Genomic DNA, 26,342 nt, shown 5'->3' on the forward strand with positions numbered 1-26,342 from the left:
TTCAAGAAACGGACAAGCCATGTCTGCCCCCGAAGCCTCCTCCACATCCAAGGGCGGCCCCCGAGCGCAACCGCGCGCGGGCGTCGGCCGACCGCCGAGCGCCTTCCGCATCGGCGATCCGCTCGGCGCGCACGCGTTCGTGGCGATTGCAGTCTGCGTCTTTGTGCTGCTCTTTGCGCTGTGGTGGGCGGCGACGGGGACGGGCTGGGTCAAGCCGATCTTCCTGCCGCACCCTGGCGCTGTTCTTTCCAAGATGGTGGAACTGGCGCTGGACGGTACGCTCTTAAGCGATGCCGGCGTCAGCCTTTACCGTATGGCGGTCGGCTTCGCGCTCGCCTCGGCGATGGCGATCCCGATCGGCATCATGATCGGCTGCTTCAAGACCTGGGAAGCGGCGATCGAACCCTTCGTCGATTTCGTGCGCTACATGCCGGTCGTAGCCTTCGTGCCGCTGACCATCCTGTGGGCCGGCACCGGCGATATCCAGAAATTCGTGATCATCTGGATCGGCACCTTCTTCCAGCAGGTGCTGATGGTGATGGATTGCGTCAAGCGCGTGCCGCCCGATTTCGTCGGGCTCGGGCGCACGCTCGGCCTCTCGGAAACGCGCATTCTGACACGCATCGTGCTGCCCTCGTCGCTGCCCGGCATCTGGGATACGCTGCGCATCAGCCTCGGCTGGGCCTGGACCTGGCTGGTGCTCGCGGAACTGGTCGCCGCCACGTCGGGGCTGGGATACCGCATCGTCGTCTCGCAACGCTATTTCCAGACGCAGACGATCATCGGCTACATCCTTTTGCTTGGCGTGCTCGGCCTGATCACCGACCAGAGCATGAAGGCGCTGGAGCGCGTCCTCTTCCGTTATGCGTCGAGGCATTGAGATGAGCGAGCCGAAACTGAAGCTACAGTCCCTCAACAAGTGGTACGGTTCGAAGAAGAACCGCATGCACGCACTGAGCGACATCGACCTGGAACTGGCCGATAACGAATTCGTCTCACTGGTTGGCGCGTCCGGCTGCGGCAAGAGCACGCTCCTGTCGATCGTCGCGGGCCTGCAGGGCTTCGACGACGGCGTGCTCCTGACTGACGGGGCGCCGATCGTCGGACCGGGCCTCGACCGCGGGGTCGTCTTCCAATCCTATACGCTTCTGCCCTGGCTGACGACACAGCAGAACGTGGAATTCGCGCTGAGCGCCGCGGGGCTCACGGGTGCGGAGTGCCGCGACGTCGCGCGCCACCATATCGAGTTGGTGAAACTCGGTCGCTTCGCCGACAGCTTTCCCTCCGAACTCTCCGGCGGCATGAAGCAGCGCGTGGCGATCGCTAGGGCCTTGTCTTATCGGCCCAAGATGCTGCTGATGGACGAGCCGTTCGGCGCACTCGATGCCCTCACCCGCCACCAGATGCAGGAGCTTCTGACCCAGATCTGGGAAGAGCACCGCCTGACCGTGCTCTTCGTCACCCACGACGTCGAGGAGGCCGTCTACCTTTCGGACCGGATCGTCGCCATGAGCATCAATCCCGGCCGCATCAACGCGACCTTCCACGTCGGCCTCGCCCGGCCACGGCATCAGGACATGATCGCCACGCCGGACTTCATCGCCCTGCAGAAGGACGTGCTCGCCGCCATCCGCGCCGGATCACAACAGGACGACGGCCACTGATCTCGTTCGCGGTGCTTTGTCGAGCATCGGACGGTGGACGAACCAGCAGGGTCAGGGCCCACCGTCCTTACCCGCGCGGCTCCAATCGCCGATGAACCCTCTTTGGCGCGGCGTATCGGTTCCAGACCTCTCGGCGTCTTCGCCTAATCGGCGACCGATCAATGTCGGCGACGTGTTAGCGCAATGGGAGACAACTGCCTCCTTCCAACTTCTCGTCTGACGGCAGGAGCGCGTGGTAGTGGAAAACCATTGTAGGGAGCCTTCCGAGGAAAAATCTTTCACCCTATGACCCCACACACGAAAAAATAAAATCTATGTAATCTATATACTATGTGCCAGTCTTTCCCGACTTGCCCGCCTGCCCGTCCGGCAGCGGCGTGAAGCAGCAACGGGAGATTGAAAATGACGCGACAAATCAAGCTTGGTGCATTCCTTCCCGGTGGCGGGCAACACATTGCGTCCTGGCGTCATCCGGATCAGCCGCTCGACGGGGCGACGAGCCTGAAGTTTCACATCGAGCTTGCGCAGGCGGCCGAACGTGGTCTTTTCGATGCCTATTTCCTGGCGGACGGGCTGGCGGTGGCTTTCGGCGGCGGCATCGAAGGCGGCAATGCAAAGGTAGCCGGGTTCGAGCCCGTCACGCTGTTTTCAGCCCTGGCGCCCTTCACCAAAAATCTCGGTTTCATAGCGACGGCGTCAACCACTTACGAGGAACCCTATTCGGTCGCCCGCAAATTCGCTTCGCTCGACCTGATCTCCGGCGGGCGCGCCGGATGGAACGTGGTGACCACCGCAACCGAAGCCGCAGCACGGAATTTCAACCTCGACAAGCAAATCCCTCATGCCGCACGCTACCGCCGGGCCGAAGAGCATGTCGCGGTGGTGAAGAAGCTTTGGGAAAGTTTCGAGGATGACGCCTTTATCCGCGACCGCGAAAGCGGTGTCTATTTCGATGTCGACAAGGTGCATCGCACCAATCATCGCGGCGAGCACTTTTCCGTCGAGGGGCCGCTCAATGTTCCGCGTTCGCAACAGGGACATCCGGTGATCGTGCAGGCCGGACAATCCGATGACGGGCGCGGACTTGCGGCGGCGACCGCCGAAATCATCTTCACGGCACATCAGAAGCTCGAAAGCGCGCGGGAATTCTACCGGGATGTCAAGAACCGTGCCCGCGCCTTCGGCCGCGATCCGTCCCATGTCCTGATCATGCCTGGTGTCTCGCCTTTCGTCGGCCGGACAGAGGCCGAGGCGCGTGAAAAATACGAGCGATTGACGAGCCTGATTGTGGAGGAGGACGGACTGGCGCTGATAAACGCGCTGACCGGTGGCGAACTCGACCTTGCCGGCTGCGATCTCGATGGTCCGCTGCCGCTGGCGCCGCCGACAGAGGGGATGAAGAGCCGGCAGGAGCTGATCCGCCGCATCGCGGACGACAACGATTTTTCTATTCGCCAGCTCTATCAATGGATCGCGTCCGCGCGCGGCCATTTCACGATCGTCGGCTCGGCCGAACAAGTCGCCGATACGCTGCAGGTATGGTTCGAGAACGAGGCTGCGGACGGCTTCAATATCCTGCCGCCCTGGCTGCCTACCGGCCTCAACGATTTCGTGGATCTCGTCATTCCCGAACTGCAGCGCCGCGGGCTGTTCCGGACTGCTTATGAAGGCAAGACGCTGCGCGAAAATCTCGGGCTGCCATTTCCCCACACGAGGTGGAGTGCCGCCTACACCGAAGCCGCCGAGTAAGCAAAACCGCAAAAGGAGCACTGGCCATGGCCCTGGATACGGAACAGCAGATCGCCCTGCAGAGCTATAACATCACCTCTTTCTGGCGGCAGAAGCCGGTGCGGGAGGCCCTGGTATTCTTGCGCAATTTCCTGTCGCGCTATGGTCTGCTGATTGTCTTTGCGCTCTTTTGGGAGATCGCACCGTCGCTCGGCTGGACCAATCCAGCTGTGTTGCCGCCGCTGGGCGCGATTTTGCGGGCCCTCTGGAACGGCGTTACCGTCGGCACCTTCTCCGGCGACATTCTCATCAGCCTGCAGCGCGCGGGCACAGCCTTTGGCGCGGCAGTCGGCGTCGGCATTCCGCTCGGCCTGTTCATGGGGCATATCCGGATCATCGAGCGCAGCCTCGATCCCATCCTACAACTGTTCCGCCAGACCTCGGCGCTCGCGCTTTATCCGGTCTTCATCCTGCTGCTCGGTCTCGGCGAAACCTCGAAGATCTTCGTGATCTTCTGGGCGACGCTCTTCCCGATCCTGCTCGCCACCATCGGCGGCGTGAAGCAGGTGGATCCGAAGTTGATCGAGATGGCACGCGTCTATGGCGCCAAGCCGCTCACCGTCTTCCGCCGTGTGGTTTTGCCGGCGGCCCTGCCGCAAATCTTCGTGGGACTTCGACTCAGCGCCACGACCGCACTTCTGCTGCTCATCGCCGCCGAAATGATCGGCGCCAATTCCGGCATCGGCTTTCAGGTGATGAACGCCCAATATAACTTCCAGATTCCGTTGATGTTCGCCGCCATCCTTTTGCTCGCCCTCCTCGGTCTGTCGGCGAATTTCATTCTGGAGACCCTGCAGGCCCGGCTCTGCCGCTGGTCCAAGGTCAAGAACTGATCATCCGCATCTCTCAGCCCTTCCGCTCCAAACTTTCCACGGAGACTAACATGCATATTTCCCGTCGCTCCTTCGGCCGCATGGCCGCCGCCGCTAGCCTTCTCCTCGCAGGCACGGCTGGCACCGTCTTCGCAGCCGAGCCCGAGCAGGTCACCATTCGCTATCTCGCAAGCCAAGGCGGCCTTTCCGGTCACGAACTTGCCGAAGCACTCGGCTATTTCAAGGATACGGGCATCACCTTCGAGAATGTCGGCTATGCCCAGGGCGGGCCTGCCTCGCTCTTCGCACTGGCTTCCGGCGACGTCGAACTCGGCAGCGCGGCGACGGCCGCCGTCCTGAACTCGATTGCTGGCGGCAATGATTTCGTCGCCGCCTATGCGTCGAACGGCATCAACAAGACCACCGAGAGCATTTTCTACACGCTTGAAGGCAACCCGATCAAATCCATCAAGGATCTCGCCGGCAAGACGATCGCTGTTAACACGCTTGGCGCCCACCTCGACTATACCGTACGCGAGGCGCTCCACTCCGTCGGCCTGCCGGAAAACGCCGCCAAGCTCGTGGTCGTGCCTGGCCCGCAGCTGGAACAGGTCCTGCGCTCAAAGCAGGTCGACATTTCGGCTTTCGGCTATTGGCAGAAGACTTTTGAAGGCGCGGCCCTGAAGAACGGCCCCCTTCAGAAGGTTTTCGGTGATACGGATGTTCTCGGCGAAATAGCCGGCGGCTTTGTTGTGCTGCGCCGCGACTGGATCAAGCAGCATCCGGCCGCCGCCAAGACCTTCGTCGAGAAGTCGCAGGCCGCGCTCGAATATGCCCGCCTCCATCCCGAGGAAACGAAAGCTGTCATCGCCAAGGTTCTTGCCTCGCGCAACGAGAACCCTGATATCGCGCAGTATTTCACCGGTTACGGCGTGCGCGAGGGCGGCAAGGCCGTTCCACGCGACTTGCAATTCTGGATCGACATCCTCGCCCGCGGCGGCGTCCTGCAGCCGGGACAGCTGAAGGCCGAGGATATTCTTTACGATCCGGCGAACTTCGCCGTCGCCGCGAATTGAGGAAGCAGACAGATGGCACTCACTGAACTTGCCACGCGTGGAGAGGTGACGATCCGGAACCTTTCTAAATCCTTCTCGATCAACGGGCGCCATCTCAGTGTGCTCCAAGCGGTCAATAACCAGATTCGCGCCGGTGAGAGTCTGGCTATTGTCGGAGCCTCTGGCTCCGGCAAAACGACCCTGCTCAGGGTTCTCGCCGGCCTCGAAGAGGCCGACCGAGGCGAGGTATTGATCGACGGTCAGCCGGTCCATGGTGTGGGCACCGATCGTGCCGTGATCTTTCAGGAGCCACGGCTTCTCCCTTGGCTGAGCGTGCTCGACAATGTCGCCTTTCCGCTGGAAAACCGAGGATTGCGAAAAGCAGAGGCTCGGGATCGCGCCCGACACTACGTGGAACTCGTCGGTCTCGGCGATTTCACCGAGGCGCTGCCGGCCCAGCTCTCGGGAGGCATGGCGCAGCGTGTCGGCATCGCAAGGGCGCTAGCGGTGAAACCGGAAATTCTGCTTCTCGACGAGCCCTTCGGCGCGCTTGATGCCATGACCAAGATCACGATGCAGGAAGAGCTGGCGCGCATCTGGCGGGAGGAAAAGGTCACCATGATCCTGGTAACCCACGATCTCGAGGAGGCCGTCTACCTTGCTGACCGGGTCCTCATTCTCCCCAAGGAGAAAGGCGGCCGCACACGCGAGATCGACATCGACCTGCTACGCCCACGTAACCGGAGCGAGGCGCGTTTCGTCAAGTTCCGCGAGCAACTCTTGAACGAGTTCGGGCTGCACTGACCGCGGGCCTGGAACACAAACAGAAGAACGTTATCCAGCAGATCAGCGACCGTGCGGCGAAGGCCGCCCGCCCACGATCGAGGCCGAGGGTCGGGAGGCTGTTCGCGAGATCGTTGCGGTCGGCGGCTGTGTTGGTTTCGTTTCCCGGGCCGAGTTTGGACGGGGCCGATGCTTTGTTCCTTTGGAAATCGTGAGGGCCGACGACATGCTTATGGACGAGGCCCTGATCTGTCTCAAGGAGCGAACCGGCGCCAAGCTAGTCAACGCCTTCCTCAAGATCGCGCGGTCGGAGGACCTCGTCAAACATTGATGAAGGCGGGTGCCGGCCGTTCTATTCCGCGACGGCGTCCCTCAACGATCGACAACACCTTATCGCAAACTCCGAAATGCCGCCCTGATCTCTTCGCTGAACAGTTTCGGTTCCTCCCAGGCGGCGAAGTGGCCTCCCTTCGAGGCGCGGTTATAGTAGACCAGCTTGGGATAGGCGCGGGAGAGCCATTCCTTCGGGGGCTTGTAGACCTCGCCGGGGAAAACAGTCACGCCGACGGGCACCTGAATCGCCGTAAGCTTCGCGCCTGAGACCGTGTTCTCCCAGTAGATGCGTCCGCTCGAAGGCCCGGTGTTCGTCAGCCAGTAGAGGGTGATGTTGTCGAGGATCATGTCCTTTGTCAGAGCCTTTTCCGGTTCACCGCGCGTGAAGACCCAGTCTGCGATCTTGTCATAGAGCCAGGCAGTGAGGCCGACTGGAGAGTCCGCAATACCGTAACCGACAGTTTCCGGACGCGTATTCAGGATGGCGGCGTACCCGAAGCCATTATTCAGAAAATCCCTGGCATCGTCGAAGATCTTCTTCTCGTCGGGAGAAAGAGTCGCGGGGGCCGGGGCGCCGTTCTTGAGCGCCTGGGCAGCGTCCGGCGGAAAGGTGGTGCCCCGCTCGATCCGGTTGACGTGAATGCCGAGTAGGCCTTCCGGTGCCCGCCGGCCAAGGGCATCGGAAATGATCGCGCCCCAGTCACCGCCTTGGGAGACGTAGCTTTTGTAGCCTAGACGCTTCATGAGCACGTCCCAAGTGCTCGCGATGCGCTGGGGGTTCCATCCGGTCGTGTTCGGCTTCTCCGAAAAACCGAATCCCGGGATGGACGGCAGCACGAGGTGGAAGGCGTCTTCGGCCTTGCCTCCGTGCGTCGTTGGATCGGTTAGCGGGCCAATCACATTGAGGAGTTCGAACACTGAGCCCGGCCAACCATGCGTCATGATCAACGGCAGCGCGTTCTCGTGCGGGGAACGCACGTGAATGAAATGAATATCAAGCCCGTCGATGTTCGTCAGGAACTGCGGAAAGGCATTCAGCCTCCTCTCGGCGTTGCGCCAGTCGTAGCCGGTCTGCCAGTATTCGACGAGACCGCGCAGCTTTTCCGGCTGGACGCCTTGGGATCGATCTGTGACGGTCTCACCGTCAGGCCAGCGCGTGGCGGCGAGCCGCCGCCGCAGGTCAATCAATTCCGCTTCAGGAACCTCGGCCTTGAAAGGGCGAATTTCGCCGTTCCAGCCCGGTTTCGCCATTCTGGTTTCTGCCGCTTTCGCAAGCGACGGCAACACCGCGGTCGACAGGGCGATAGCCGTTCCCCCGAACAACAGCGTCCGACGAGAAAGGTCGATGGCTTCTACCTTGGCACTTGCTGTCATGACGTATCCTCCTCCTTTGTTGGACTATTTCACGGTCTCAAGGAGCTTCGCATTCTTGGTGACGATGTATGTCGCCAATTCCGAAGCCTTCCCTTCGCCGACGTTGCGCGCGGAATGGACAACGCCATCGGGGATGAACAGGGACTGGCCAGCTTGGAGCGTCACGGCTTCCCTGCCCTCTAGCTTGTATTCGAGTGTCCCTTTGAGAACGTAGGCAACTTCCTCGCCAGGGTGTCTATGATTCACTGCGAAGGCGCCGGGAACGAAGTCGACGCGCACCTGGACGACTTCCTTGCCGGCGACGCTGATGTCCTCCTTCACCAGATCGGTCCGCTGAATTTCGGGCTGCTGGGCCTGCGCGGGCTGGTAGATGACGGCGGCAGCGACAAGAGCCGCGGAGACGATAAACCGTGCGTTCATGGATTGCTCCTTCGTTGGCACTAGCAGGCGCAACCAATGCCCCATGCTTACGAGCCAAAATCGGACCGTTCGGTATCCCGGATATTTCTGATGCCGGTCGCAAATGTATCGGAACCAAGCCGACCGAGGGTCTGGATACAATGCAATACAAAATCGTCCGCCGCGGATTCTGCGCGGCTTGACAATATGTTGCATATGCATCATTATGCCTTGCAGGGAATGAGCCCAACGGTCTCTCCTGTACAATATCATCATTCTAGAACAAACATTCTGTTGCGTACGCAACATACAGGCAGATTGGTACGGAACTGGTTGGCGACGGTCGCGCCAAGCTTCCGCAATAACTATCGTCGCCTCCAGAGGCGAGCAACAACACACGAAGGAGCCTTGAAATGTTGAAGCACTCGATACCCCTCCTTTCCTCGCTCATGCTGAGCGCGGCATCGGCTGGTTCAGCCGGCGCTTCTCCCAGCAGCATCCATGCCGAGATCGGATACATAGAGGTAGCCCCCGACATCACGCTTCGACGCATGGTCGCCCACAGCGCCGCGCCTAAGGGGACTGTTCTCTTCCTCCACGGATTTCCGGAGACGCTACTCGTCTGGAAGGATATCGCGAACGCGCTTGCGCGAGACTACGAAGTCCATGCTATCGATTGGCCAGGCTACGGGATGTCATCGCGACCCGCAGTCGCGACGTTCTCGTATTCGCCACGAGACTATGCCGACATCCTGAGAGCCTACATCAAGTCTGCGCATGTCGATCGCTCAAGGCTGACAATTTTCGCGACCGATATCGGATCGCTTCCCGCATTGCTGGCAGCGATTGAGGAACCTGAAATTGCCAAGAACATCGTCGTCGGAGACTTCGCTCCGTTCAACAGGCCCGAATACATGTACGAGAGCCTCCAGAACCTCAAGAGCGAGCCGGCGGCATCCAAAACCCGTATCCACATGAACGGGACGAGCGCGGAAATCCTCGCAAACGCGTATCGCCGCGGCCTGCCACCCGAGGAACAGTTCGACCTTCCGGCCGAGGTGCTGAAGGACATGACGGAGGGATGGGGGCACGGCGACATCACGTCCGCTGACGCGTTCTACCACTACTACTCGCACTTCACGCGCGATCAGGACTATCTCGAAGCGCACCTTGGTGAACTCAAGACTCCCGTCAAAGTCGTCTGGGGCGAAAAGGACTTCTACATCAAGAAAGAGATGGGAGAGGAATTTGCGCGGCGAACCGGTGCGCCCATGACTGTTCTGCCGGGTATCGGCCACTACCCGCACCTCCAGAAACCTCAGAATATTGTCGCTGAAATACGGGCGGCGAAGTAGCGCCGACGAAGCGTGGTCTGTAAGACAACGGCCCTGCCCGATGAGCGCAAAGGCTATCGTGAAGGACTGGGATCAACGGCGTCGCCGAGGCTTTGCTTCACGTTGAGAAAGTTAAGGAACGGAGGCGCCAAGATCGTCTTCACTTCGGCTCGTCTACTCTCTGAAGACTCTCGGCAACGCCAATGATGGCTTTTGCACCAACATCGCCAACGAGCTGGCTGGCTTTCCGCTGCGCCTCGCGCCAGGCAGGCGCGGCGTCATTGAGGAGCTTTTTTCCAGAATCCGAAATGACGACCGGTCTACTGCGGCCGCCATCCGTCGGAAGCTCTTCGATCCAACCTTCTGCAAGAAGCGGTGCAAGACTGCGGGTCAAGGTCGTCCGATCCTGAAAGTTTGCGCGACCGATCTCGGCGCGGCTTGCACCACCTAGTTTTGCAATCATGATCAACATCGAGAACTGCGATGCATTGAGGCCGTAGTCACGCAATTCCTGATCATAGATGTTTGTAATCACCCGGGAGATGCGCCTGCTCCGCGTCATCAAGCACCCGGATACGACCTCGCTGACGATATCAGAGTTGGAATCACGTCGATCCATGGCCATCTCGCCCCAGCATTCAATCGGATCTCGTTTTGTAGTGCATATGCAACATTTCGTCAATTGAGCTGCTTTGTCGACATGTCCATTAGACTTTCAGATCGCCAACCTACTCCGGCAGACCCGCTAGTCGTAGGCCTTCGATGTATTTGGCCATGAGCGTCTTATCGAGATAGGGTGCACGCGAACTGTAACGCTCGATCGAGAAGTCAGGATTGACCTTCAGAAGTTCGCGCGCGGCCTGGCGCGCCTCTTCAAGCCGCCCCAGTTGGGCGTAGGTCGCTGCAAGCAGGCGATAGGCGGGCCCAAGCTCGGCCATTTTCTCCAGAAGGGACAGTGCCTCCAAATATTTTCCCGAAAGAAATTTGGCTGCGGCGATATCCCAGAGATACCAGTCGGGGCGGCTCGGATTGAGGCGGACGGCAAGCTCTCCCATCCTAACGGCATCGTCAAGGCGCCCAAGATAACCAAGGGCATCGCAATATTCGGCGAGGAGGTCACAGTTGCTGGGAGCCAGTTCTCGGGCACGCTCATAGCAGGCTACGGCTCGCTCGGCCTCTCCCCTCCAAAGGTGAACGACGCCAAGAGCCCAGTGGGTATCAGCGTCGATCGGGTTTAGCTTTAGGGCCTTGCTTAGCAGGGCCGATGCGGTCGCAAGCGCGGTATCGATTTCAACGATTTCGTTCCATTTCAGCTTCCGAAGCTCGATCCAGGCCAACCCGATGTAAGGCCGCGGAAACTCCGGATCATCGGCTATCGCGGCGAGATACATTTCCCGCGCAAGTCGCACATCCTCTTGGCTCGAGCCCTGATGAAGATGCCGGCCCCGCAAATACAGATCGTAGGCTTTCAGCGATGTAACAGGCTTGCTCAGGGCGCGTTGACGCTCCGCCTCTTCTATCTTGACGCTCAGCGCGGCCGGTATGGAGCGGGACAGCTCGTCCTGAATGTGAAAGATGTCGATAAGGTCGAAGTCGTATTTTTCCGCCCAGATTCGCTCACCCGAAACATTGATGAGGTTGGCACTCACCCTGACACGATTGCCAAGTCGCCTCACGCTCCCCTCGAGGACGTAGTGCGGGATTGACTCGGCGTGCTGTTGCTCTGAGGGCGGTTGTTGAGCGACAACGATCAGCCTGGAGAACCGCGCCAAACCTGCCGCGACATCTTCTGTTAATCCCGCCGCGAAATAATCCTGGTCTGGATCGCCGCTGAGATTTGAGAACTTCGAAACGTACAGCAAGGTTCTGTTCGGCGAAAACTCCGGCCCAAGGCGCGTTCCGACCGACTGCACGGCAGGCTTGGGTGTCGCAGTAAACTCAGGACTCGCCCCTTCTGCACCGTCGTCGACGATGATGTTGAAGATGCGAATTGGCCGCTCGATGTTCTTCAGTGCGTGCTCGCCCACATCTTCGAAGCGGATGCCCAGACGCTTGCCCAAGGTGTCGCGCACCGATGCGGATATCGCTATGCCTCCCGGTTTCGCGACATTCTCAATGCGAGCTGCAACATTCACGCCATCGCCGTAAACATCGTCGTCCTCGAAGATAAGGTCGCCGATATTTATACCGATCCGAAATTCTATCCTGCGATCGCCACGCGCATTGCGTTTCTGCATCTCCGATTGGATCTCGATCGCGCACAGGACCGCCTCTTCAGCAGTCTGAAACTCCGTCAGCATCCCATCGCCAACAAGCTTGATTGTATGGCCCTGATACAACGCGATTTTCACGTCCCAAAGTTCGTGTCGGTGCAATTTTAGAGCGGAAAGTGTGCCTTTCTCGTCGATCCCCATCAGTCGACTATAGCCGACCACGTCAGAGGCCATGATGACAGAAAGCCGTTGCTTCATTGTCGCCCACCCCCATCAAGTCAGCCAATGGCCACTCAGATTAGCATATACGCAATGTCGAGACACTTCCTGGCGCGCTCAAGAATTCGTCTTCGCTCGCCCCGTGGCGGACGGTGTCCACTTCGCGCCAGAAGCAGCCTGCGCTATAAGTTACAACCTGGACATGGACCTTGAGGTCGGCACCCACGTCGAATGTTAGTAGCCTCCATGTCAGGGCGAGTGATACAGAAATTCGAGGTGCCCATATGAAACTCATAACGGGTTGGCTCACCTGCAAGCAGGGAATGCGAGAGGCGTTCCTTGCCGCTATGGAGCCGCATGTTGTGTCCACGCGCGCTGAGCCAGGCTGTGTGTTTTTTGAGTGTCATCGGCACAAGGATGAAGACGACGTGGTCGTTCTGATCGAAGGCTTTCGCGATGCGGAGGCACACGAGTTCCATAGGCGAACCCCGCACATGATCGCGATGCAGGCCGATGTGCGGCGGCTCCTGGCAAGATTGAGTTTGATCGAGACTGTCTCGGATGAAGTCGCACGTTATGATCTCGATTTCATCGCAAATCCGCCGGGCCCCTATCGTCCTTAGTCCTGCAGGCAGCTTGCACGTCGATGTGCGTGCTCCCACAGCACCGTTCGCACCCGCCGCTGTCGTTGGCAATCGTAAAACACCCAAGCCTGCCGATGTGCTACATTGTCACCACGTGCTTTTGTGGCGGGAGGGATCGAGAATGCAGCGCAAGCTGGCCACGATCATGGTCGGAGATTTCGTCGGCTCCACCCCTGCGATGGAAACGGACGAGGAAGGAGCGATCACCCGGATTGACGCTGTCCTCGACACTGTTCGCACGGTCATCCAGCGCCATGACGGCCGCGTCTTTGGCACCGCGGGCGATGCCCTGCTCGCCGAGTTCGGCAGCCCAGTCAATGCGCTTAGGGCCGCCATCGAGGCGCGCGCCGAGATCGCTGCCCTTCCTGGCTCGAGTGGCGGCGACATGCGTTTCGGCCTGCATGTCGCGGATGTCGTCGTCGTGGGCTCGGACTTGCGCGGCGATGGCGTGAACATAGCCGCGCGAATTGAGGCGTCTGCGCCACCTGGCGCAATCGAGGTTTCGGGGGTGCTTTACGACCAGGTCCGTCGAGTCTCGCCTTGTGGATTTGAAGACATCGGCGAACGTCGACTGAAAGGAATTTTCGAGCCGATACGGATTTACCGGGTTACTGAACTGGTGGACCGCCACCTCTATCAGTTCGCTCCAACACGATCCTCTCCCAATGCTGCACAGCCTCCCCGGACAAACTCGATCGCCGTGGCGCGGTTCGACATTGCGCCCGGCGCCATTGCGGATCAATCCTTCCTGGCGGACGGCATCACCGACGACCTGACTCTTGAACTGAGCCGGCTGAAGGGGTTGTTTGTCAGTTCCCGTTCGGCCGCGACCGCACTGACGACCAAAGACCCGGTCGAGATCGGCCGCCTTCTCGGCGTCGGCTACGTCGTCAGCGGCTCGATCCGGCAAGCGGGCGACGACCTCAGGGTCAACATCTCGCTGACGGAAACCGGAGAAGGTCTCGTTATCTGGTCCGATCGCATAACGCGTCCGTTTCGCGAACTGCTTGATGTCATGGATGAAATCATCGCGCGTGTCGCAGCAACCGTGTCCGGACGGGTCGAGCAGTCGGAACTTGCGGCCGCGCGGCTAAAGCGCCCGGAGAACATGACGGCCTATGAGTATTACCTACGGGGACTGGACCATCATCGCTTGGTTGGCGTTTCGGACACCCACATACACGAAGCCATGGCCTGGTTCGAGCGGTCAATGACCGCTGATCCCGGTTTCGGCCGCCCCTTCGCCATGCACGTCTGCTCGTGGAGCAACTTGCCAAGCTTTGACCTTCATGAGGCAGAACAGCAGGTTGCGCATGCGCTTGCACTCGACCCGACCGACCCGGAAGCCCATCGCATCATGGGCGCGATCAAGATGAAATCGGGCGACTTCGCCTCGGCGCGTTACCATCACATACGCGCCAAGGAACTCGCTCCGAACGACGCCTATATTCTCGGCCGCAGCGCCGCGTTCTATGTCTATGTCGGAGAGGCTGAGCACGCCCTTGAAATGCTTGATCGTGCCGAGACACTCGATCCCTTTCTGCCGGTCTGGATCACTGAAGAGCGGGTGGCGGCCCTCTACGCGCTGGACCGCTTCGAAGACATGATGCGCGTCGCCCTGACACTACCCTTTCAGACCAGGCGGACGTTGCTTTATCAGATCGCGGCTAGCATGGCCTGCGGCAACAGCGGAAAGGCTGAACTCTTGGTTCGGCAAGCGCTTTCCCTCGATCCGGGCCTGTCTGCGCTATACATCCGGATGCAGGAGACCTATGCCGACGAGTCCGTCACCCAAGCCCTGATCGAGCGAAACTGCGATGCTGGCCTGCCGCCAAAGCCGCGGAAGCCTACACCCCGCAAGAAATCAACTTTGCTGAGATGACGAACGGCCCACGCGGCGCAGAACAGGTGGCGTCACTGAGCTTCACCTGGCTCAGCATGGAGCGCGGAAGCCCGACCGCCCCGCACTGGACCGGCAGAGCCGCCACGGTCGATCACTACTTAATCTGGCGCCCCTACTCTCCAGCCTGCCTGAGGGGCGTGAAGCCGATCTGCATGCGCTGCGGATTTTCCTGGCGGAGCGTGCGCAGCATCTCCTCATACTCCCGTTCGGCTTCTGCCGTGACCGACGGTCGAACCTCCTGCAGGGCCATGGCGAAATTCTCCTTTGTCACCGTCGACGCAGTCAGAGACTGACGCAGTGCAATCAGCCCTGCTCGCCGTGTGAGGTCTTCGAGATCTGCCCCTGTAAACCGCTCCGTCTTGTCGGCGAGTTCATCGAGATCAACATCGTCGGCGAGCGGCATCTTCTTCGTATGGATGCCAAGGATCTTCCGCCGCGCTTTTGCATCCGGCACGGGAACATAGACCAGTTCGTCAAAGCGCCCCGGTCGCAGCAGTGCCGGATCGAGCAAATTCGGCCGATTGGTTGCTGCCATCACGACGACGCCCTGCATGTCTTCCAACCCATCCATTTCGGCCAGTAGCGTGTTGACGACCCGCTCGGTCACCGCCGGCTCTCCCAGCCCGCCGCCGCGGACGGGGGCCAGCGAGTCGATTTCATCGATGAAGATGACGGTCGGGGCAACCTGTCGTGCGCGTTCGAAGAGCCGCGAAACCTGCTGCTCGGACTCGCCGTACCATTTCGAAAGCAGATCGGACGATTTGGTTGCCACGAAGTTCGCTTCGGCTTCGCGCGCCACGGCCTTTGCCAACAGTGTCTTCCCGGTCCCCGGAGGTCCAAACAAGAGAAATCCCTTTGCAGGGCGAATGCCCATCTGCCTAAAGGACTGCGGTGACCTGAGCGGCAGTTCCACCCCTTCCTTCAGTCTCATCTGCGCTTCGTCCAAACCTCCGACATCGTCCCAACGGACGTTCGGCGCCTGGATCATGATTTCGCGCAACGCGGAAGGTTGAATGCGCTTCATGGCGGACGTGAAATCGTCCTGAGAGACCGTGAGCTTTTCAAGGATCTCGGTTGGGATACCCTGCTTCAGATTGATATCGGGAAGAACACGGCGCAGCGCATCCATCGCCGCTTCGCGAACCAACGCACCGAGATCCGCTCCGACAAAGCCGTAGGTCGTCCTCGCGATCTCATCGAGATCGGTGTTCTCGGCGAGTGGCATGCCCCTGGTGTGGATCGCGAGCACCTCGCGCCGGCCGCGCTGGTCCGGTACGCCAATGACGATTTCGCGGTCGAAACGCCCGGGACGGCGGAGCGCCTCGTCAATCGCGTCTCGCCTGTTCGTCGCGCCGATGACAACAATATTCTGCCTCGGCTCCAGCCCATCCATAAGGGTTAGCAACTGGGCGACAATTCGCCGTTCGACTTCTCCAGTCACCTGCTCGCGCTTTGGCGCGATGGAGTCGATTTCGTCGATGAAGATGATTGATGGCGCATTCTGCGAGGCTTCCTGAAAGACCTGCCGCAAACGTTCCTCGGACTCCCCGTAGCGGCTGCCCATGATCTCGGGACCGGCGATGTGGTAGAAGTTGGCTTCCGTCTCATTGGCGACAGCACGGGCCAGCAGCGTCTTGCCGGTGCCCGGGGGGCCATAGAGAAGCACGCCCTTTGGCGGTTCGATGCCGAGGCGCTGAAACAACTCGGGATGGCGCAGTGGCAGCTCCACCATCTCGCGGACTTGCTCGACAGAGGTGCCGAGTCCGCCGATATCGTCGTACGTTACGTCAGCTCGGCGTGCTTCCTTCGGTTCCTCAAACTGCGAACGCAATTCGACAACCGTCTGCTCGTTCATCTGGACGATGCCTCTCGGCTGTGTCGAGACAACGACGAGCCTGATTTCCTGCAGACCGTAGGCGGGAAGATCGAGTACGCTCCGTAGCAGCGGGTCCGCAGCGCGGGGATCTCTTACGCGTTGCTGGACTGAGGTCGATACAACGTCGCCGGCCACCATTGGGCGGTGAAGAAACGTGCGCTGCAAAGCTTCACCCGGTCCCTGCAACACCAGGTTCTTCTGCGCCGGCGCGAGGACAACCTTCGTCGCCGGCCTGACCTCCGCCTTGCGAACTTCGATATGGTCGCCGCTTGTTGCGCCTGCATTTACGCGCTGAAGGCCGTCGAGCCTGATCAGGTTCAGGCCCTCATCATCGGAATAGGGCCTCATCGCGATCGCGGCCGTATGCCGCTTGCCGATGAGCTCAATAAGCTCGCCTTCTCGTACGCCGAGCTTGGTCATCGCCTTCGTGGAGACGCGGGCGATGCTCGCTCCCGTATCCTGCGGCGGCATATTGGCAACCTGCAGCGTGAGGATCTGATCGTCGGGGACAGACATGATACCTCCAAAATCGCTTGTGATGAAACGCTGCGCTGACAGCTAGAGAGCTTACGGAAAAGACAAGCGGTTTTCATGCGAACACGTAAAAAGACTTGCGCTTCCTTGCCGCCGACACGACGGATCCGCCTACTGATATTCGAAACGCGTGATGGAGCGAATTATACAGAGGTGTAGGTGAGCGACCGTTTCACGGTTGGACAAAGTGCTCCAGTGGTCCACCGGTTGAGCCTCGGTGGAAAGCCGCAAACCTCGGAAGCTTCACAATCCCCTCGAGTTTTACGCAGCCTTCGCCCCCCAGGCAGCCATCCAAGCTCTCCCCAAGCCCGTTATTCCGCCAGGCTATCGACGAATGCGCGGATGCGGCCGACTACTACAGTGGTTTAGCGGACCGGACTGACCGTCGAACAGGTGCGGACCCGTATGGACACAAAAAGGGCCGGCTGGGATAGCCGACCCTTCTTTACTGTCAGGTTTACGCTGAGTTAGAGGCCGTTGTCCTTCATGATCTGGCCTGCATTTTCCTTTGTCACCTTGAGCGTCGGCAAGACGACATTCTTTTCGACTTTTTCTCCGCCGAGATACTTGATCGCCTGACGCAGGCCTTCCGCGCCCGGCGTTGCATAGAGGAAGGTCGCACTGAGTTCACCATTGTTCACCCAGGTCACGCCTTCTCCGGGAAGCGCATCGATGCCGATGAACTTGATGTCCTTCTCACGTCCGGCATCCTTGGCAGCGAGGTAGGCGCCATAGGCCATCGGATCGTTGTGGCCATAGACGAGGTCGATCTTCTCATTGTTGCGGAGCGCGGTGGCCATGATGTTGTAGGCCTGGTCCTGCTTCCAGTCGCCCGACTGCTGGTCGAGCAGGTTCTTGATGCCCGGCTCTTTGTCGGTAAATTCGTGGAAGCCGTCGTGCCGGTCGTGTGCCGGCTGAGTTCCCATGCCGCCCCAGATCTCGACGACATTGCCCTGCGCCTTACCGGGCCCGCCGAGAAGTTCAACGGCATATTCCCCCGCAGCCCGACCGATCAGCTTGTTGTCGCCGCCGACGAACTGGACGTACTTGTCAGTTTCGACGTTGCGATCCAAGACGAAGACCGGAATCTTGGCGTCGATCGCCTGCTGGACGACGCCGGTGAGGCCAGCGGATTCCTTCGGCGAGATCAGCAGCGCATTGACTTCCTGGCGGATCAGGTTTTCGACATCCGCAACCTGCTTTTCAGTCTTGTCCTCACCGTCGGTGATGATCAGCTCGACTTCGGGATGCTTTGCGGCTTCCGCGATGATGTCCTTGTTGAACTGCGCCCGCCAGGGCTCGATCGTGGTCGCCTGGGAGAACCCGATGCGCCACTTCTTGTCTTGCGCCAGCGCGCCATGCGTAGCGAAAAGGGATGTAGTGGTGAAAAGCGCGGTAGTGACGACCGCGAACTTCAACATGTCACGACGTTTCATTTCCGTTTCCTCCAGTGTTGAGAGACATGGTCTCCTTGCGCGGACGCTCCTCCCCGGACGCCTCCGATCTCGCGGGCCGCGGCAGTGTCAGCCGCAACCGCGCCAGAATATCGCGGGCATTGCGCTCCTGAACGAGCACGGTGCCGATGATGATCAGTCCCTTCAGCACCAGCTGAAGGTTGGAATTGATGTTGTGGAGCTGCAGGATATTCGACAGCAGCCCGAAGATCAGCACGCCGCAGAAGGTGCCGGCAAGGCTGCCGCGTCCCCCCATCAGGCTCGTGCCGCCGATGACCACCGCGGCGATGGCGTCGAGCTCCAGCCCAGCCCCGGCATCGGGCTTGCCCTGGCGATACTGCGCAACGTAGAGGATCGCGGCGATGCCCGCGAGCAGGCCGGAGACGGCATAGGTGACGATCTTTACCCGTCCGCTGTCGATGCCTGAAAGCCGCGCCGCCTCCTCGTTGCCGCCGATCGCATAAACGAAGCGGCCGAACGGAGTGAACTTCAGCACGACCGCATAAATCACAATCGCCGCAATGAAAAAGATACCGGGCATGGGAATGATGCCGAAGACCAGCGAGCGGAGGATATCGAAATCGGCCGTGGCGTTCGAGCCGGTATAAACCGGCAGGACCGCATTGTTCTGACCCGCCGTCAGCCGAGCGATGCCGAGCGCAGTCACCATCATCGCGAGAGTGACGATGAAGGGCTGCAGGCGGCCGACGACGATGATGATGCCGTTGATGGCGCCAAACAGAAGGCCGACGGCCGGTACGACGAGCAGCACGCCGAGCACACCGAACTTGGTTTCGCTCTGCGGCACGATATAGAAGAGCAGCACGGTGCAGAGGGCGATACCGACCAGCGCCGGGACATAGATGCCCCGCGTGCGGTCGAGCGTCAGGTCGCGGCTGTGGCTGAAGCCAGTGCGGCTCTTTTCAAGATTGGAGAAGATGAACCGGGTTACCGCGGCTCCGATGACGAGGGCGGCAAGCAACACCGACGGCACGCCGAGCAGGAAGGCCGACGTGTCCCCGGGGACCGTCAACAACATGGCGCAGACGACGCTGCAGATTGCCATCAGCGAACCGACCGACAGGTCGATGCCGCCGGTGATGATAACGGCCGTCATGCCGGTCGCGATAAGCCCCGTCGTCGAGACCTGACGCAGCACGTCGAGCAGGTTGCCGCTGGAAAGAAATATGTTCCTGCCCGACGACGTCACCGGCGACCATACGACACCGATCAGGAAAATCGCGATCAGGCCCCAGTACAGTTTCGTGCGGGAAACAAGCTTTATCACATTCATGCGGATGCTTTCTCCCGCCTGTTGCTGGATCGTGGTGCCGCCAATTGCATGATCCGCTCCTCCGTCGCGATCGCGCGGTTCAGGATACCGGTCTGGCGTCCTTCGGACATGACGAGGATGCGGTCGGAAAGATGCAGTAGTTCCGGCATTTCCGAACTCACGACGACGATCGACATACCCGCTTCGGCCAGGCGGAAGATCAGGTCGTAGATGTCGCTCTTTGCCCCCACATCGATGCCGCGGGTCGGCTCGTCGAGCAGCAGGATGCGCGGCGTCGTGGCGAGGCACTTGCCGATCACGACCTTCTGCTGGTTTCCGCCGGAAAGCGTTGCCGCGACCTGTTCAATGCCCGAAGCCCGAATACCCAACGTCTTGATGGCGTCGGCGGCAACCGCCGCTTCCGCCGCAAAGTCGCGCAGGCCGAAGCGCGCCATTCGGCTGACGAGCGGCAGCGCGACATTCTCCGTGATCGTATCGTGCAGGTGGAGTCCCTGCATCTTGCGGTCCTCAGTGACGAAGGCAATGCCCAGTCGGCGCGCGTCCGTCGGCGAGCGGATCGTGACCGGCTGCCCGTCGATCAGAATCTCACCGCCGGCCTCCCCGTTGCTGGCGCCCGTCATCGCCTGCAGGATCTCCGTACGCCCGGCCCCGAGCAGGCCGCCGATGCCAAGGACTTCACCTGAGGCGACCTCGAAATTGACGCCGGTCAGGACCTGCTTCCAGCCGTGCCGGTTGGCCACGGACAATGACAGATTTCTCACCGACAGGACTGCACCGCCAACGGCGGTCGCTTCGTGCCTGATGGTTTCCGCACGGCTGAGATTGCGGCCCACCATGCCGGCGATGACCATGTCTTCATCGATCTCCGACTTCGGCCTGGTCCAGACGTGCCGGCCGTCCCGGAACACCGTGACGCGATCGCTGAGTTGCATTACCTCGTCGATCCGGTGCGAGATGTAGATGATGCCCACCCCCTCGGATGCGAGCTGGCGCATGATCGTGAAAAGCCGCTTGCATTCATTCGGTGACAGCGCCGATGTCGGCTCGTCCATGATGAGCATCCGGGCGTCGAGCGACAGCGCCTTTGCGATCTCGACCAGCTGCTGTTCGCCGATCCTGAGCGACGACACCCGTGCTTCGGGATCAAGATCGATGCCGAGCCGCGTGAGCAGGGTCCGGGCGGCATTCATGCTTTTCCGGCGATCGACAAACAACCCGGCGATCAAGGGCTCCCTGCCGAGGAAGATATTGTCGGCAATCGACAGCTCAGGGACGAGATTGAGTTCCTGGTGGATGATGGCGACACCGGCAACCTCTGCGTCGCGCACCGTCGCGAAGTGAACCGGAGCCTGGTCGATGATGACGGCGCCATCATAGTCGGCGTAGACACCGGACAGGATTTTCACCAGGGTCGATTTGCCGGCGCCGTTCTCGCCCATCAGCGAGTGGATCTCACCGGCGAACAGATCAAATTTCACATGATTGAGCGCGGCAATTCCGCCAAACGACTTCGAGACGTCGACCGCTTCCAGCACAGGCGCGGTGGACGAAGGTGGCGCGTTGGCGCGCGAAGGCAAATGGCCCACTTCTTCCTGCATGACAATGACGGCCTCCCTTCCATCTTTGTCTCGCGGCTGTAAGCGACAGTAGAAGCTAATCTAAACGTTTCGAATATGTCAAGAGATCAGTCGCCCTCCAACGCTTTGATCTTGCTAAGAACTTGCCATTTTCGTAACATGTTGGACAACGCATCGATCTAAACGTTTTGAATTATGGACCGGATTTCTTCCAAAAGACGAAAATCCCAGCCGACCATGCTAGACGTCGCTGCGACGGCAGGCGTCTCGGTTGCCACGGTCTCGGCGGTCGTCAACGGTACCGCGCCGGTCAGTTCCGAACTGCGTGGCAGAATCGAAAATGCGATTGCGGCCATCGGCTATAAACGCAACGCCATTGCCCGAAGCCTGAAGACGGGCGCCACCAAGACGATCGGGCTCGTCATCGCCGATATTACCAACCCGTTCTTCACGGATGTCGTCGCCGTCATCCAGGATGTGCTGCATCGCGCCGGTTACGCTGTGATGCTCTGCTGCACAGACGAAGATCCGGTGCAACAGGAGGAGCAGATTTCGCTTCTCCTGGACAGGATGGTGGACGGCCTGATCATTGCGCCGGCTGGCGACGACCATGCGCTTGAGCGCGTCCTCCAGCGCGCCGGTATCCCGACCGTACTGATCGATCGCATCAGCCACGGCATCGCGGCGGATGCCGTCGTCCTCGACAACCAGCGCGCGGTACAAGACGCGATCGACTATCTTGTCGGCCTCGGCCATCGCCGGATCGGCTACATCTCGGGTTCGCTTGATACCTCCACCGGCCTCGGCCGGCTGACCGGCTATCGCGGCGCGCTTGACAATGCCGGCATTCCCCAGGACGACGCATTGGTGCGCATCGGAAACTTTCGCGAGAAAGACGCCTATAATGCCGCCATGCAGTTGCTCGTGATGCCGGAACGGCCGAGCGCCATTTTCTCGGCAAACAACCTGATGGTCATCGGCGTGATGAAGGCGATCCGGGACATGGGGCTGCGTTGTCCCGATGACATCTCGGTGTCGAGCTTCGACGATTTTCCCTGGGCGGATGTTTTCCAGCCGAACCTGACGACCATCGCCCAGCCGGTACAGGCCATCGGTGAGCACGCAGCCCAGCTCATTCTCGACCGCCTTGCCAATCGCTCCGACCGCCCTCCCCGGCAGATCGTACTTTCGGGCCGCCTGACAATCCGCTCGTCGTGCCGGCCTTTCTCTGCAGCTGACGGAGGTTAAAGATTTGCGCGAGATGGCGGACAAGCGGAGCTCCCGACGGGCCTCGTTCTAGCTCTGCATCAGTTGCTCGCCCGCTTCTCTACTCGTCACCAGCCCATCGGCGCCGCGCAATAGGCTTCCCGGCCGGCGACCCAGGTGCGCCGAACCACGGGGGCGCCGCCCTCTGGCCAATCGACCAATATGAGGTCCGCCCGCTTTCCGACTTCGATCCCGCCGCGATCGAAGAGCCCCAACGCACGGGCCGGATTGCCGGATACGAGCGGCCAGAGCGCGTGGACCGGTGCCACGCCATCGGCCTTGAGCCTGGCCAGGCCAAGCAGCATCGCAGGATAATAATAGTCCGAGGCGAGAATATCGCAGAGACCCTCGCGAATCATATCGGCGGCAGCGATCGAAGCAATGTGGCTGCCGCCGCGCGTGGCGTTCGGCGCGCCAAAGACGATGAAGTCACCAGCCTCACGGGCGGCCCGCGCCACCCGCTTGTTCATCGGGAACTCACTGATCCGTGCGCCACGGACGCGGAAGAAGTCGCGCGTTTCAATCTGGCTATCGTCATGCGACAGCATCGGTGCGCCAGCGGCCTGGCCGAGGGTCGCCACCTCTTCAATCGCAGCTGGTACTTGCGGACGGCGATCCCACATGTTCCTGACGAGCGCGACCATGTCGGACACCGGGATCTTGGCCCGCTTGGCACGTTCCGCCATCTTCTCCGCGAACGCAGGTGTTTCGGGATCGACTGCCGGGAAGGCCGGATCGAAGTCAAACGGCCGCTCCTGCAACGGTGTCGAGGGATGCAGCATTGCCATCGATGTGTGGTCGTTGAAGGCAATCGACGGCAGGCGCGGTCCGGCGAGCGCCTCGCGAACAAGCTCGAGCGCCTCGAAGCAGAAGGTTTCCCAACGGAGCTGGACACGATTGTCCACCGTCAGACGCGGGCCGAGTGCGTCGAGCGCGCGGACGACGGCGTATCCGTTTTCCACAGATCGAAGCCCCGGCTCCCAGCTCAGCGTCAGGGCGTGGTAGGCAGTCGCTATCCCATTGGCGGCAAGCTGACGGTCTGTGTCGAGCAGCGCAGGAGCGACAGGGAGCATCGTCCCCGGCCGCGGCATGATCTGCCGCTCGAAGGCATCGCCATGAATGTCTACGAAAGCCGGAGCGAGGAGATAGCCGCGTCCATCCACAATGTCCGCTCCGTCGCGTGCACCGTCGATCGCCGTGATCCGGCCGTCTTCGATGCGCACGGAAGCGGGCTCCAGACGATCGCCAAAAATGACGGTCGCGCCCTCGATAATCACTGCCGAATTGTTCTGCATCGGTGTCATTCCACGAAAAGGAGAGTGCAGCAGCCCAGTTTCATCGGGGGCTGAGTGCCACGCTGCTTCTAACCAGCTGATATGACAGATTTGAGAATGTCGCTGTGCACAGGTATACGTTGACTGACACGGTAGCGCAGGTCCCCAGCGGTGTAATCCGTCCACAGTGGAGGTGCGTTGCATGTGGCGCGACGGCCAAACTCCGCCAGTCCGTTCTGGCGATTTCTCCGTCTACAACCGTATCGTTAGTTGCTAAACGATAGTACCTTGCGTGGTGGGCACAAATCCTTGGACCAGACGGGAGACGACAAGTATGTACAACCATATTCTCATTTCTACCGATGGATCGGAAGTAGCGCAGAAGGGTGTCGATCATGGGCTGTCGCTTGCAAGCAGCCTCAAGGCCCGCGTGACGATAATCATGGCAACAGAGCGGTTCCCTGTCTACGCGCATGCCGGGATTGCCGGCGCCTATATTCCCGGGCCGACAGAGATGGCCCAGTATGAAGCCGGTCAAAAGGAAACAGCCGAGAGAGTGCTGGCTGGGGTCAAGAGAGCAGCAGAAAAGCTCGGCGTGCAGGCGAACACTGTCCATATCCCGCAGGCTTATCCGGCCGAAGCGATTGTTGAGGAGGCCAAGGCTCTCGACTGCGATTTGATCGTTATGGCATCACACGGCCGTAGGGGTTTAAGAAAGCTGGTGCTCGGGAGCCAGACATCGGAAGTCCTCGCGAGCAGCCCGGTGCCTGTCTTGGTGGTCCGGTAAGTCGTCACTTCTGGGAAGCGTTGTCCCACGGGGCCTGCGCCGAAACCGACCAGCGCGGCTGACTCCAAATCTCGGTCATCCGCGAGCGAAATCGGGGACGGCACCGCGTCTGAGGTTGCGGAGCCGACCCTGCCTGCATCTTGGCGACGGATTGGCGCCGAACGGCGCCCTGGAGAACGATCCTGATGGCTTCCCGCCCTGCCGAATTCGCTGACCGCACGCCCTGGGAGATTTGGGCTAAATACTTGGGGCATCGTGCTTGCGATCCGAACCTGATCCGAACCCTTCAGGCTGGACCAGTTTTGGTTAGAGTTTTCCGGTGCATTTTCCTGGCTGGGAAAGGAACGGACGACGATGAAGGCATCGCAGTTTTCGGACACTCAGAAGGCGTTCATCCTGAAGCAGGGTGATGAGGGTGTGCCAGTTGCGGAGATCTGCCGCAAGGCAGGAATCAGCCAGGCGACCCATTTCAACTGCAAGAAAAAATACGCCGGTCTGTTGCCGCCGGAGATGAAGAAGCTGAAGCAGCTCGAGGACGAGAATGCGCGGCTGAAGAAGATCGTCGCGGATCTGACGCTGGACCGGGAGATGCTGCAGGACGTCATTCGCCGAAAGCTCTAAGGCCTGCTCGGAAGCGGGAGATGGTGAAGGGTGTGTGCCAGGATTGGGCGATTTCGATCCGGCGTGCCTGTGGGGCGCTGAACTTTGATCGGTCGACCTACCACTATACTATACCTCTCGCCGCACCGATCAGGCCGGTCTTGAGCGTCGCATCCGTGAGATCTGCGAGACCCGTGTGCGCTACGGTTATCGCCGTGTGCAGGTGCTGCTGGAGCGCGAGGGTTGGGGCCCCAACATCAAGCGGACCTACCGCATTTATAGGGACTTGGGCCTGCAATTGCGCAACAAGACACCGAAACGCCGGGTGAAAGCCAAGCTGCGGGAGGATCGGCAAATGGCACTCAGACCGAATGATGTCTGGGCGATGGACTTCGCGCATGACCAGCTCGCCACCGGCAAGAAGCTGCGGGTCCTGACAGTGGTAGATACCTTCTCACGCCATGTGCCGGTGCTCGATCCGCGGCACAGCTACCGCGGTGAAGACGTTGTGCAAACGCTCGAACGAGTATGCCGTCAGGTCGGCTATCCGAAGACGATCCGCGTCGATCAGGGCACCGAGTTCGCATCCCGCGATCTTGATCTCTGGGCCTACGCCAAAGGCGTCACGCTGGACTTCTCACGGCCTGGCAAGCCGACCGATAACGCCTTGATCGAGGCGTTCAACGGCCGCTTCCGAGCGGAATGCCTGTGTTCCTGACCCTTGCGGATGCCCGCGAAAAGATGGAGGATTGGCGTAGAGACGACAATGAGGTTCGGCCACATGGTGCGATCGGCAACAAGGTCCCGATCGCACTGATGAATCCGGGAGGCGCAACCAGCCCGCCCCCCTGACACAAGCCGGAAAACTCCAGCCTCCGCTGGTCCAATGTTTGGGAGCGGATCAAAACCGCCGTGGCTCTAGTCGCCGCTGGATGAAAGTTCCGTGGCAGGACAGACGCTCACGGGCTCACGGGCGAGCTCGACACGGAGTCCAAAAAGCTCCTCGGCGCTTGCGCGGAGGAGCTTTGGTGCAAATATCCGGAATGGGAGGTTTTGCGAGTTTTGTTGGTTGCGGGGGCAGGATTTGAACCTGCGGCCTTCAGGTTATGAGCCTGACGAGCTACCGGGCTGCTCCACCCCGCGCCAAGTGCAAAACCCT

Annotated in this window: 20 protein-coding genes, 1 tRNA gene and 2 pseudogenes; 13 read left to right on the plus strand and 10 right to left on the minus strand. The window is 60.3% G+C overall.

The features are described 5' to 3' along the window. Positions 1 to 19 precede the first annotated feature (19 nt). The 7 genes and pseudogenes from RHIBUN_RS0114500 to RHIBUN_RS36405 all read left to right on the plus strand — a co-directional run. Positions 20 to 880: an ABC transporter permease gene (locus RHIBUN_RS0114500; RefSeq protein WP_025660076.1), complete on the plus strand. Its 861-nt coding sequence runs from the start codon at positions 20 to 22 to the stop codon at positions 878 to 880. Between the two features lies 1 nt (position 881). Next, complete coding sequence (locus RHIBUN_RS0114505) at positions 882 to 1,664, plus strand: ABC transporter ATP-binding protein (RefSeq protein WP_025660077.1); 783 nt, start codon at positions 882 to 884, stop codon at positions 1,662 to 1,664. 402 nt (positions 1,665 to 2,066) lie between these two features. Then, positions 2,067 to 3,413 (plus strand): LLM class flavin-dependent oxidoreductase, encoded by a 1,347-nt coding sequence (locus tag RHIBUN_RS0114510; RefSeq protein ID WP_025660078.1) that lies wholly within the window; start codon positions 2,067 to 2,069, stop codon positions 3,411 to 3,413. Between the two features lie 26 nt (positions 3,414 to 3,439). After that, positions 3,440 to 4,285 (plus strand): ABC transporter permease, encoded by an 846-nt coding sequence (locus RHIBUN_RS0114515; RefSeq protein ID WP_025660079.1) that lies wholly within the window; start codon positions 3,440 to 3,442, stop codon positions 4,283 to 4,285. A 50-nt stretch (positions 4,286 to 4,335) separates the two neighbouring features. Continuing rightward, a complete protein-coding gene (locus RHIBUN_RS0114520) occupies positions 4,336 to 5,340 on the plus strand; it encodes an ABC transporter substrate-binding protein (RefSeq protein WP_018117149.1) in 1,005 nt (334 codons plus the stop codon). Positions 5,341 to 5,352: 12 nt separating this feature from the next. Then, a complete protein-coding gene (locus RHIBUN_RS0114525; protein ID WP_025660080.1) occupies positions 5,353 to 6,123 on the plus strand; it encodes an ABC transporter ATP-binding protein in 771 nt (256 codons plus the stop codon). A gap of 70 nt (positions 6,124 to 6,193) precedes the next feature. After that, a pseudogene (locus RHIBUN_RS36405) lies at positions 6,194 to 6,433 on the plus strand (LysR family transcriptional regulator); the annotation flags it as partial. A gap of 59 nt (positions 6,434 to 6,492) precedes the next feature. On the opposite strand, the gene RHIBUN_RS0114535 reads toward RHIBUN_RS36405, so the two are convergent. Further along, entirely contained in the window at positions 6,493 to 7,809 is a 1,317-nt protein-coding gene (locus tag RHIBUN_RS0114535; protein WP_025660081.1) for an epoxide hydrolase family protein, read from the minus strand. A gap of 24 nt (positions 7,810 to 7,833) precedes the next feature. Further along, entirely contained in the window at positions 7,834 to 8,229 is a 396-nt protein-coding gene (locus RHIBUN_RS0114540; RefSeq protein ID WP_018117145.1) for a cupin domain-containing protein, read from the minus strand. Positions 8,230 to 8,621: 392 nt separating this feature from the next. On the opposite strand from RHIBUN_RS0114540, the gene RHIBUN_RS0114545 reads away from it, so the two are divergent. Next, on the plus strand, positions 8,622 to 9,563 hold the full coding sequence (locus RHIBUN_RS0114545) for an alpha/beta hydrolase (RefSeq protein ID WP_025660082.1): 942 nt from the start codon (positions 8,622 to 8,624) through the stop codon (positions 9,561 to 9,563). A gap of 139 nt (positions 9,564 to 9,702) precedes the next feature. Here the strand turns inward: RHIBUN_RS0114545 and RHIBUN_RS0114550 are convergent, their stop codons facing one another. Together RHIBUN_RS0114550 and RHIBUN_RS0114555 are read right to left on the minus strand one after the other, a co-directional pair. Further along, positions 9,703 to 10,161 (minus strand): MarR family transcriptional regulator, encoded by a 459-nt coding sequence (locus RHIBUN_RS0114550; protein ID WP_245271668.1) that lies wholly within the window; start codon positions 10,159 to 10,161, stop codon positions 9,703 to 9,705. Positions 10,162 to 10,270: 109 nt separating this feature from the next. Further along, positions 10,271 to 12,013 (minus strand): tetratricopeptide repeat protein, encoded by a 1,743-nt coding sequence (locus RHIBUN_RS0114555; protein ID WP_025660084.1) that lies wholly within the window; start codon positions 12,011 to 12,013, stop codon positions 10,271 to 10,273. Between the two features lie 245 nt (positions 12,014 to 12,258). Between RHIBUN_RS0114555 and RHIBUN_RS0114560 the strand changes: the two genes are divergently transcribed. Together RHIBUN_RS0114560 and RHIBUN_RS0114565 are read left to right on the plus strand one after the other, a co-directional pair. Next, on the plus strand, positions 12,259 to 12,597 hold the full coding sequence (locus RHIBUN_RS0114560; RefSeq protein ID WP_025660085.1) for a putative quinol monooxygenase: 339 nt from the start codon (positions 12,259 to 12,261) through the stop codon (positions 12,595 to 12,597). A gap of 142 nt (positions 12,598 to 12,739) precedes the next feature. Further along, entirely contained in the window at positions 12,740 to 14,500 is a 1,761-nt protein-coding gene (locus tag RHIBUN_RS0114565; RefSeq protein ID WP_025660086.1) for an adenylate/guanylate cyclase domain-containing protein, read from the plus strand. Positions 14,501 to 14,633: 133 nt separating this feature from the next. On the opposite strand, the gene RHIBUN_RS0114570 is transcribed toward RHIBUN_RS0114565, so the two are convergent. The 4 genes from RHIBUN_RS0114570 to RHIBUN_RS0114585 form a co-directional block, all read right to left on the minus strand. Then, complete coding sequence (locus RHIBUN_RS0114570; RefSeq protein ID WP_025660087.1) at positions 14,634 to 16,913, minus strand: CDC48 family AAA ATPase; 2,280 nt, start codon at positions 16,911 to 16,913, stop codon at positions 14,634 to 14,636. A 485-nt stretch (positions 16,914 to 17,398) separates the two neighbouring features. Next, complete coding sequence (locus RHIBUN_RS0114575) at positions 17,399 to 18,367, minus strand: substrate-binding domain-containing protein (protein WP_018113584.1); 969 nt, start codon at positions 18,365 to 18,367, stop codon at positions 17,399 to 17,401. Next, the gene (locus RHIBUN_RS0114580; protein ID WP_025660088.1) at positions 18,354 to 19,679 is read right to left on the minus strand and encodes an ABC transporter permease; all 1,326 of its coding nucleotides are present in this window, start codon (positions 19,677 to 19,679) and stop codon (positions 18,354 to 18,356) included. Before RHIBUN_RS0114580 ends, RHIBUN_RS0114575 begins: the two co-directional genes overlap by 14 nt. Continuing rightward, positions 19,676 to 21,277 (minus strand): sugar ABC transporter ATP-binding protein, encoded by a 1,602-nt coding sequence (locus RHIBUN_RS0114585; protein WP_025660089.1) that lies wholly within the window; start codon positions 21,275 to 21,277, stop codon positions 19,676 to 19,678. The genes RHIBUN_RS0114580 and RHIBUN_RS0114585 overlap by 4 nt, the downstream gene beginning before the upstream one ends. A 216-nt stretch (positions 21,278 to 21,493) precedes the next feature. Between RHIBUN_RS0114585 and RHIBUN_RS0114590 the strand changes: the two genes are divergently transcribed. Next, a complete protein-coding gene (locus RHIBUN_RS0114590; protein WP_025660090.1) occupies positions 21,494 to 22,504 on the plus strand; it encodes a LacI family DNA-binding transcriptional regulator in 1,011 nt (336 codons plus the stop codon). Between the two features lie 86 nt (positions 22,505 to 22,590). Here the strand turns inward: RHIBUN_RS0114590 and RHIBUN_RS0114595 are convergent, their stop codons facing one another. Continuing rightward, positions 22,591 to 23,817 carry an alpha-D-ribose 1-methylphosphonate 5-triphosphate diphosphatase gene (locus tag RHIBUN_RS0114595; RefSeq protein ID WP_025660091.1) on the minus strand — a complete coding sequence of 409 codons (1,227 nt, stop codon included), beginning with the start codon at positions 23,815 to 23,817 and terminating at the stop codon, positions 22,591 to 22,593. Positions 23,818 to 24,130: 313 nt separating this feature from the next. On the opposite strand from RHIBUN_RS0114595, the gene RHIBUN_RS0114600 reads away from it, so the two are divergent. Both RHIBUN_RS0114600 and RHIBUN_RS33460 read left to right on the plus strand, forming a co-directional pair. Continuing rightward, complete coding sequence (locus tag RHIBUN_RS0114600; protein WP_025660092.1) at positions 24,131 to 24,583, plus strand: universal stress protein; 453 nt, start codon at positions 24,131 to 24,133, stop codon at positions 24,581 to 24,583. A gap of 354 nt (positions 24,584 to 24,937) precedes the next feature. Next, positions 24,938 to 26,035: pseudogene (locus RHIBUN_RS33460) on the plus strand (IS3 family transposase). A 214-nt stretch (positions 26,036 to 26,249) separates the two neighbouring features. Here RHIBUN_RS33460 and RHIBUN_RS0114615 read toward each other — a convergent pair. Next, a tRNA-Met gene (locus RHIBUN_RS0114615) sits at positions 26,250 to 26,326 on the minus strand. Positions 26,327 to 26,342: the final 16 nt, after the last annotated feature.

Origin of the sequence: Rhizobium sp. IBUN (genome assembly GCF_000510625.1) — a bacterium.
GTDB classification, from domain to species: Bacteria; Pseudomonadota; Alphaproteobacteria; order Rhizobiales; family Rhizobiaceae; genus Rhizobium; species Rhizobium altiplani.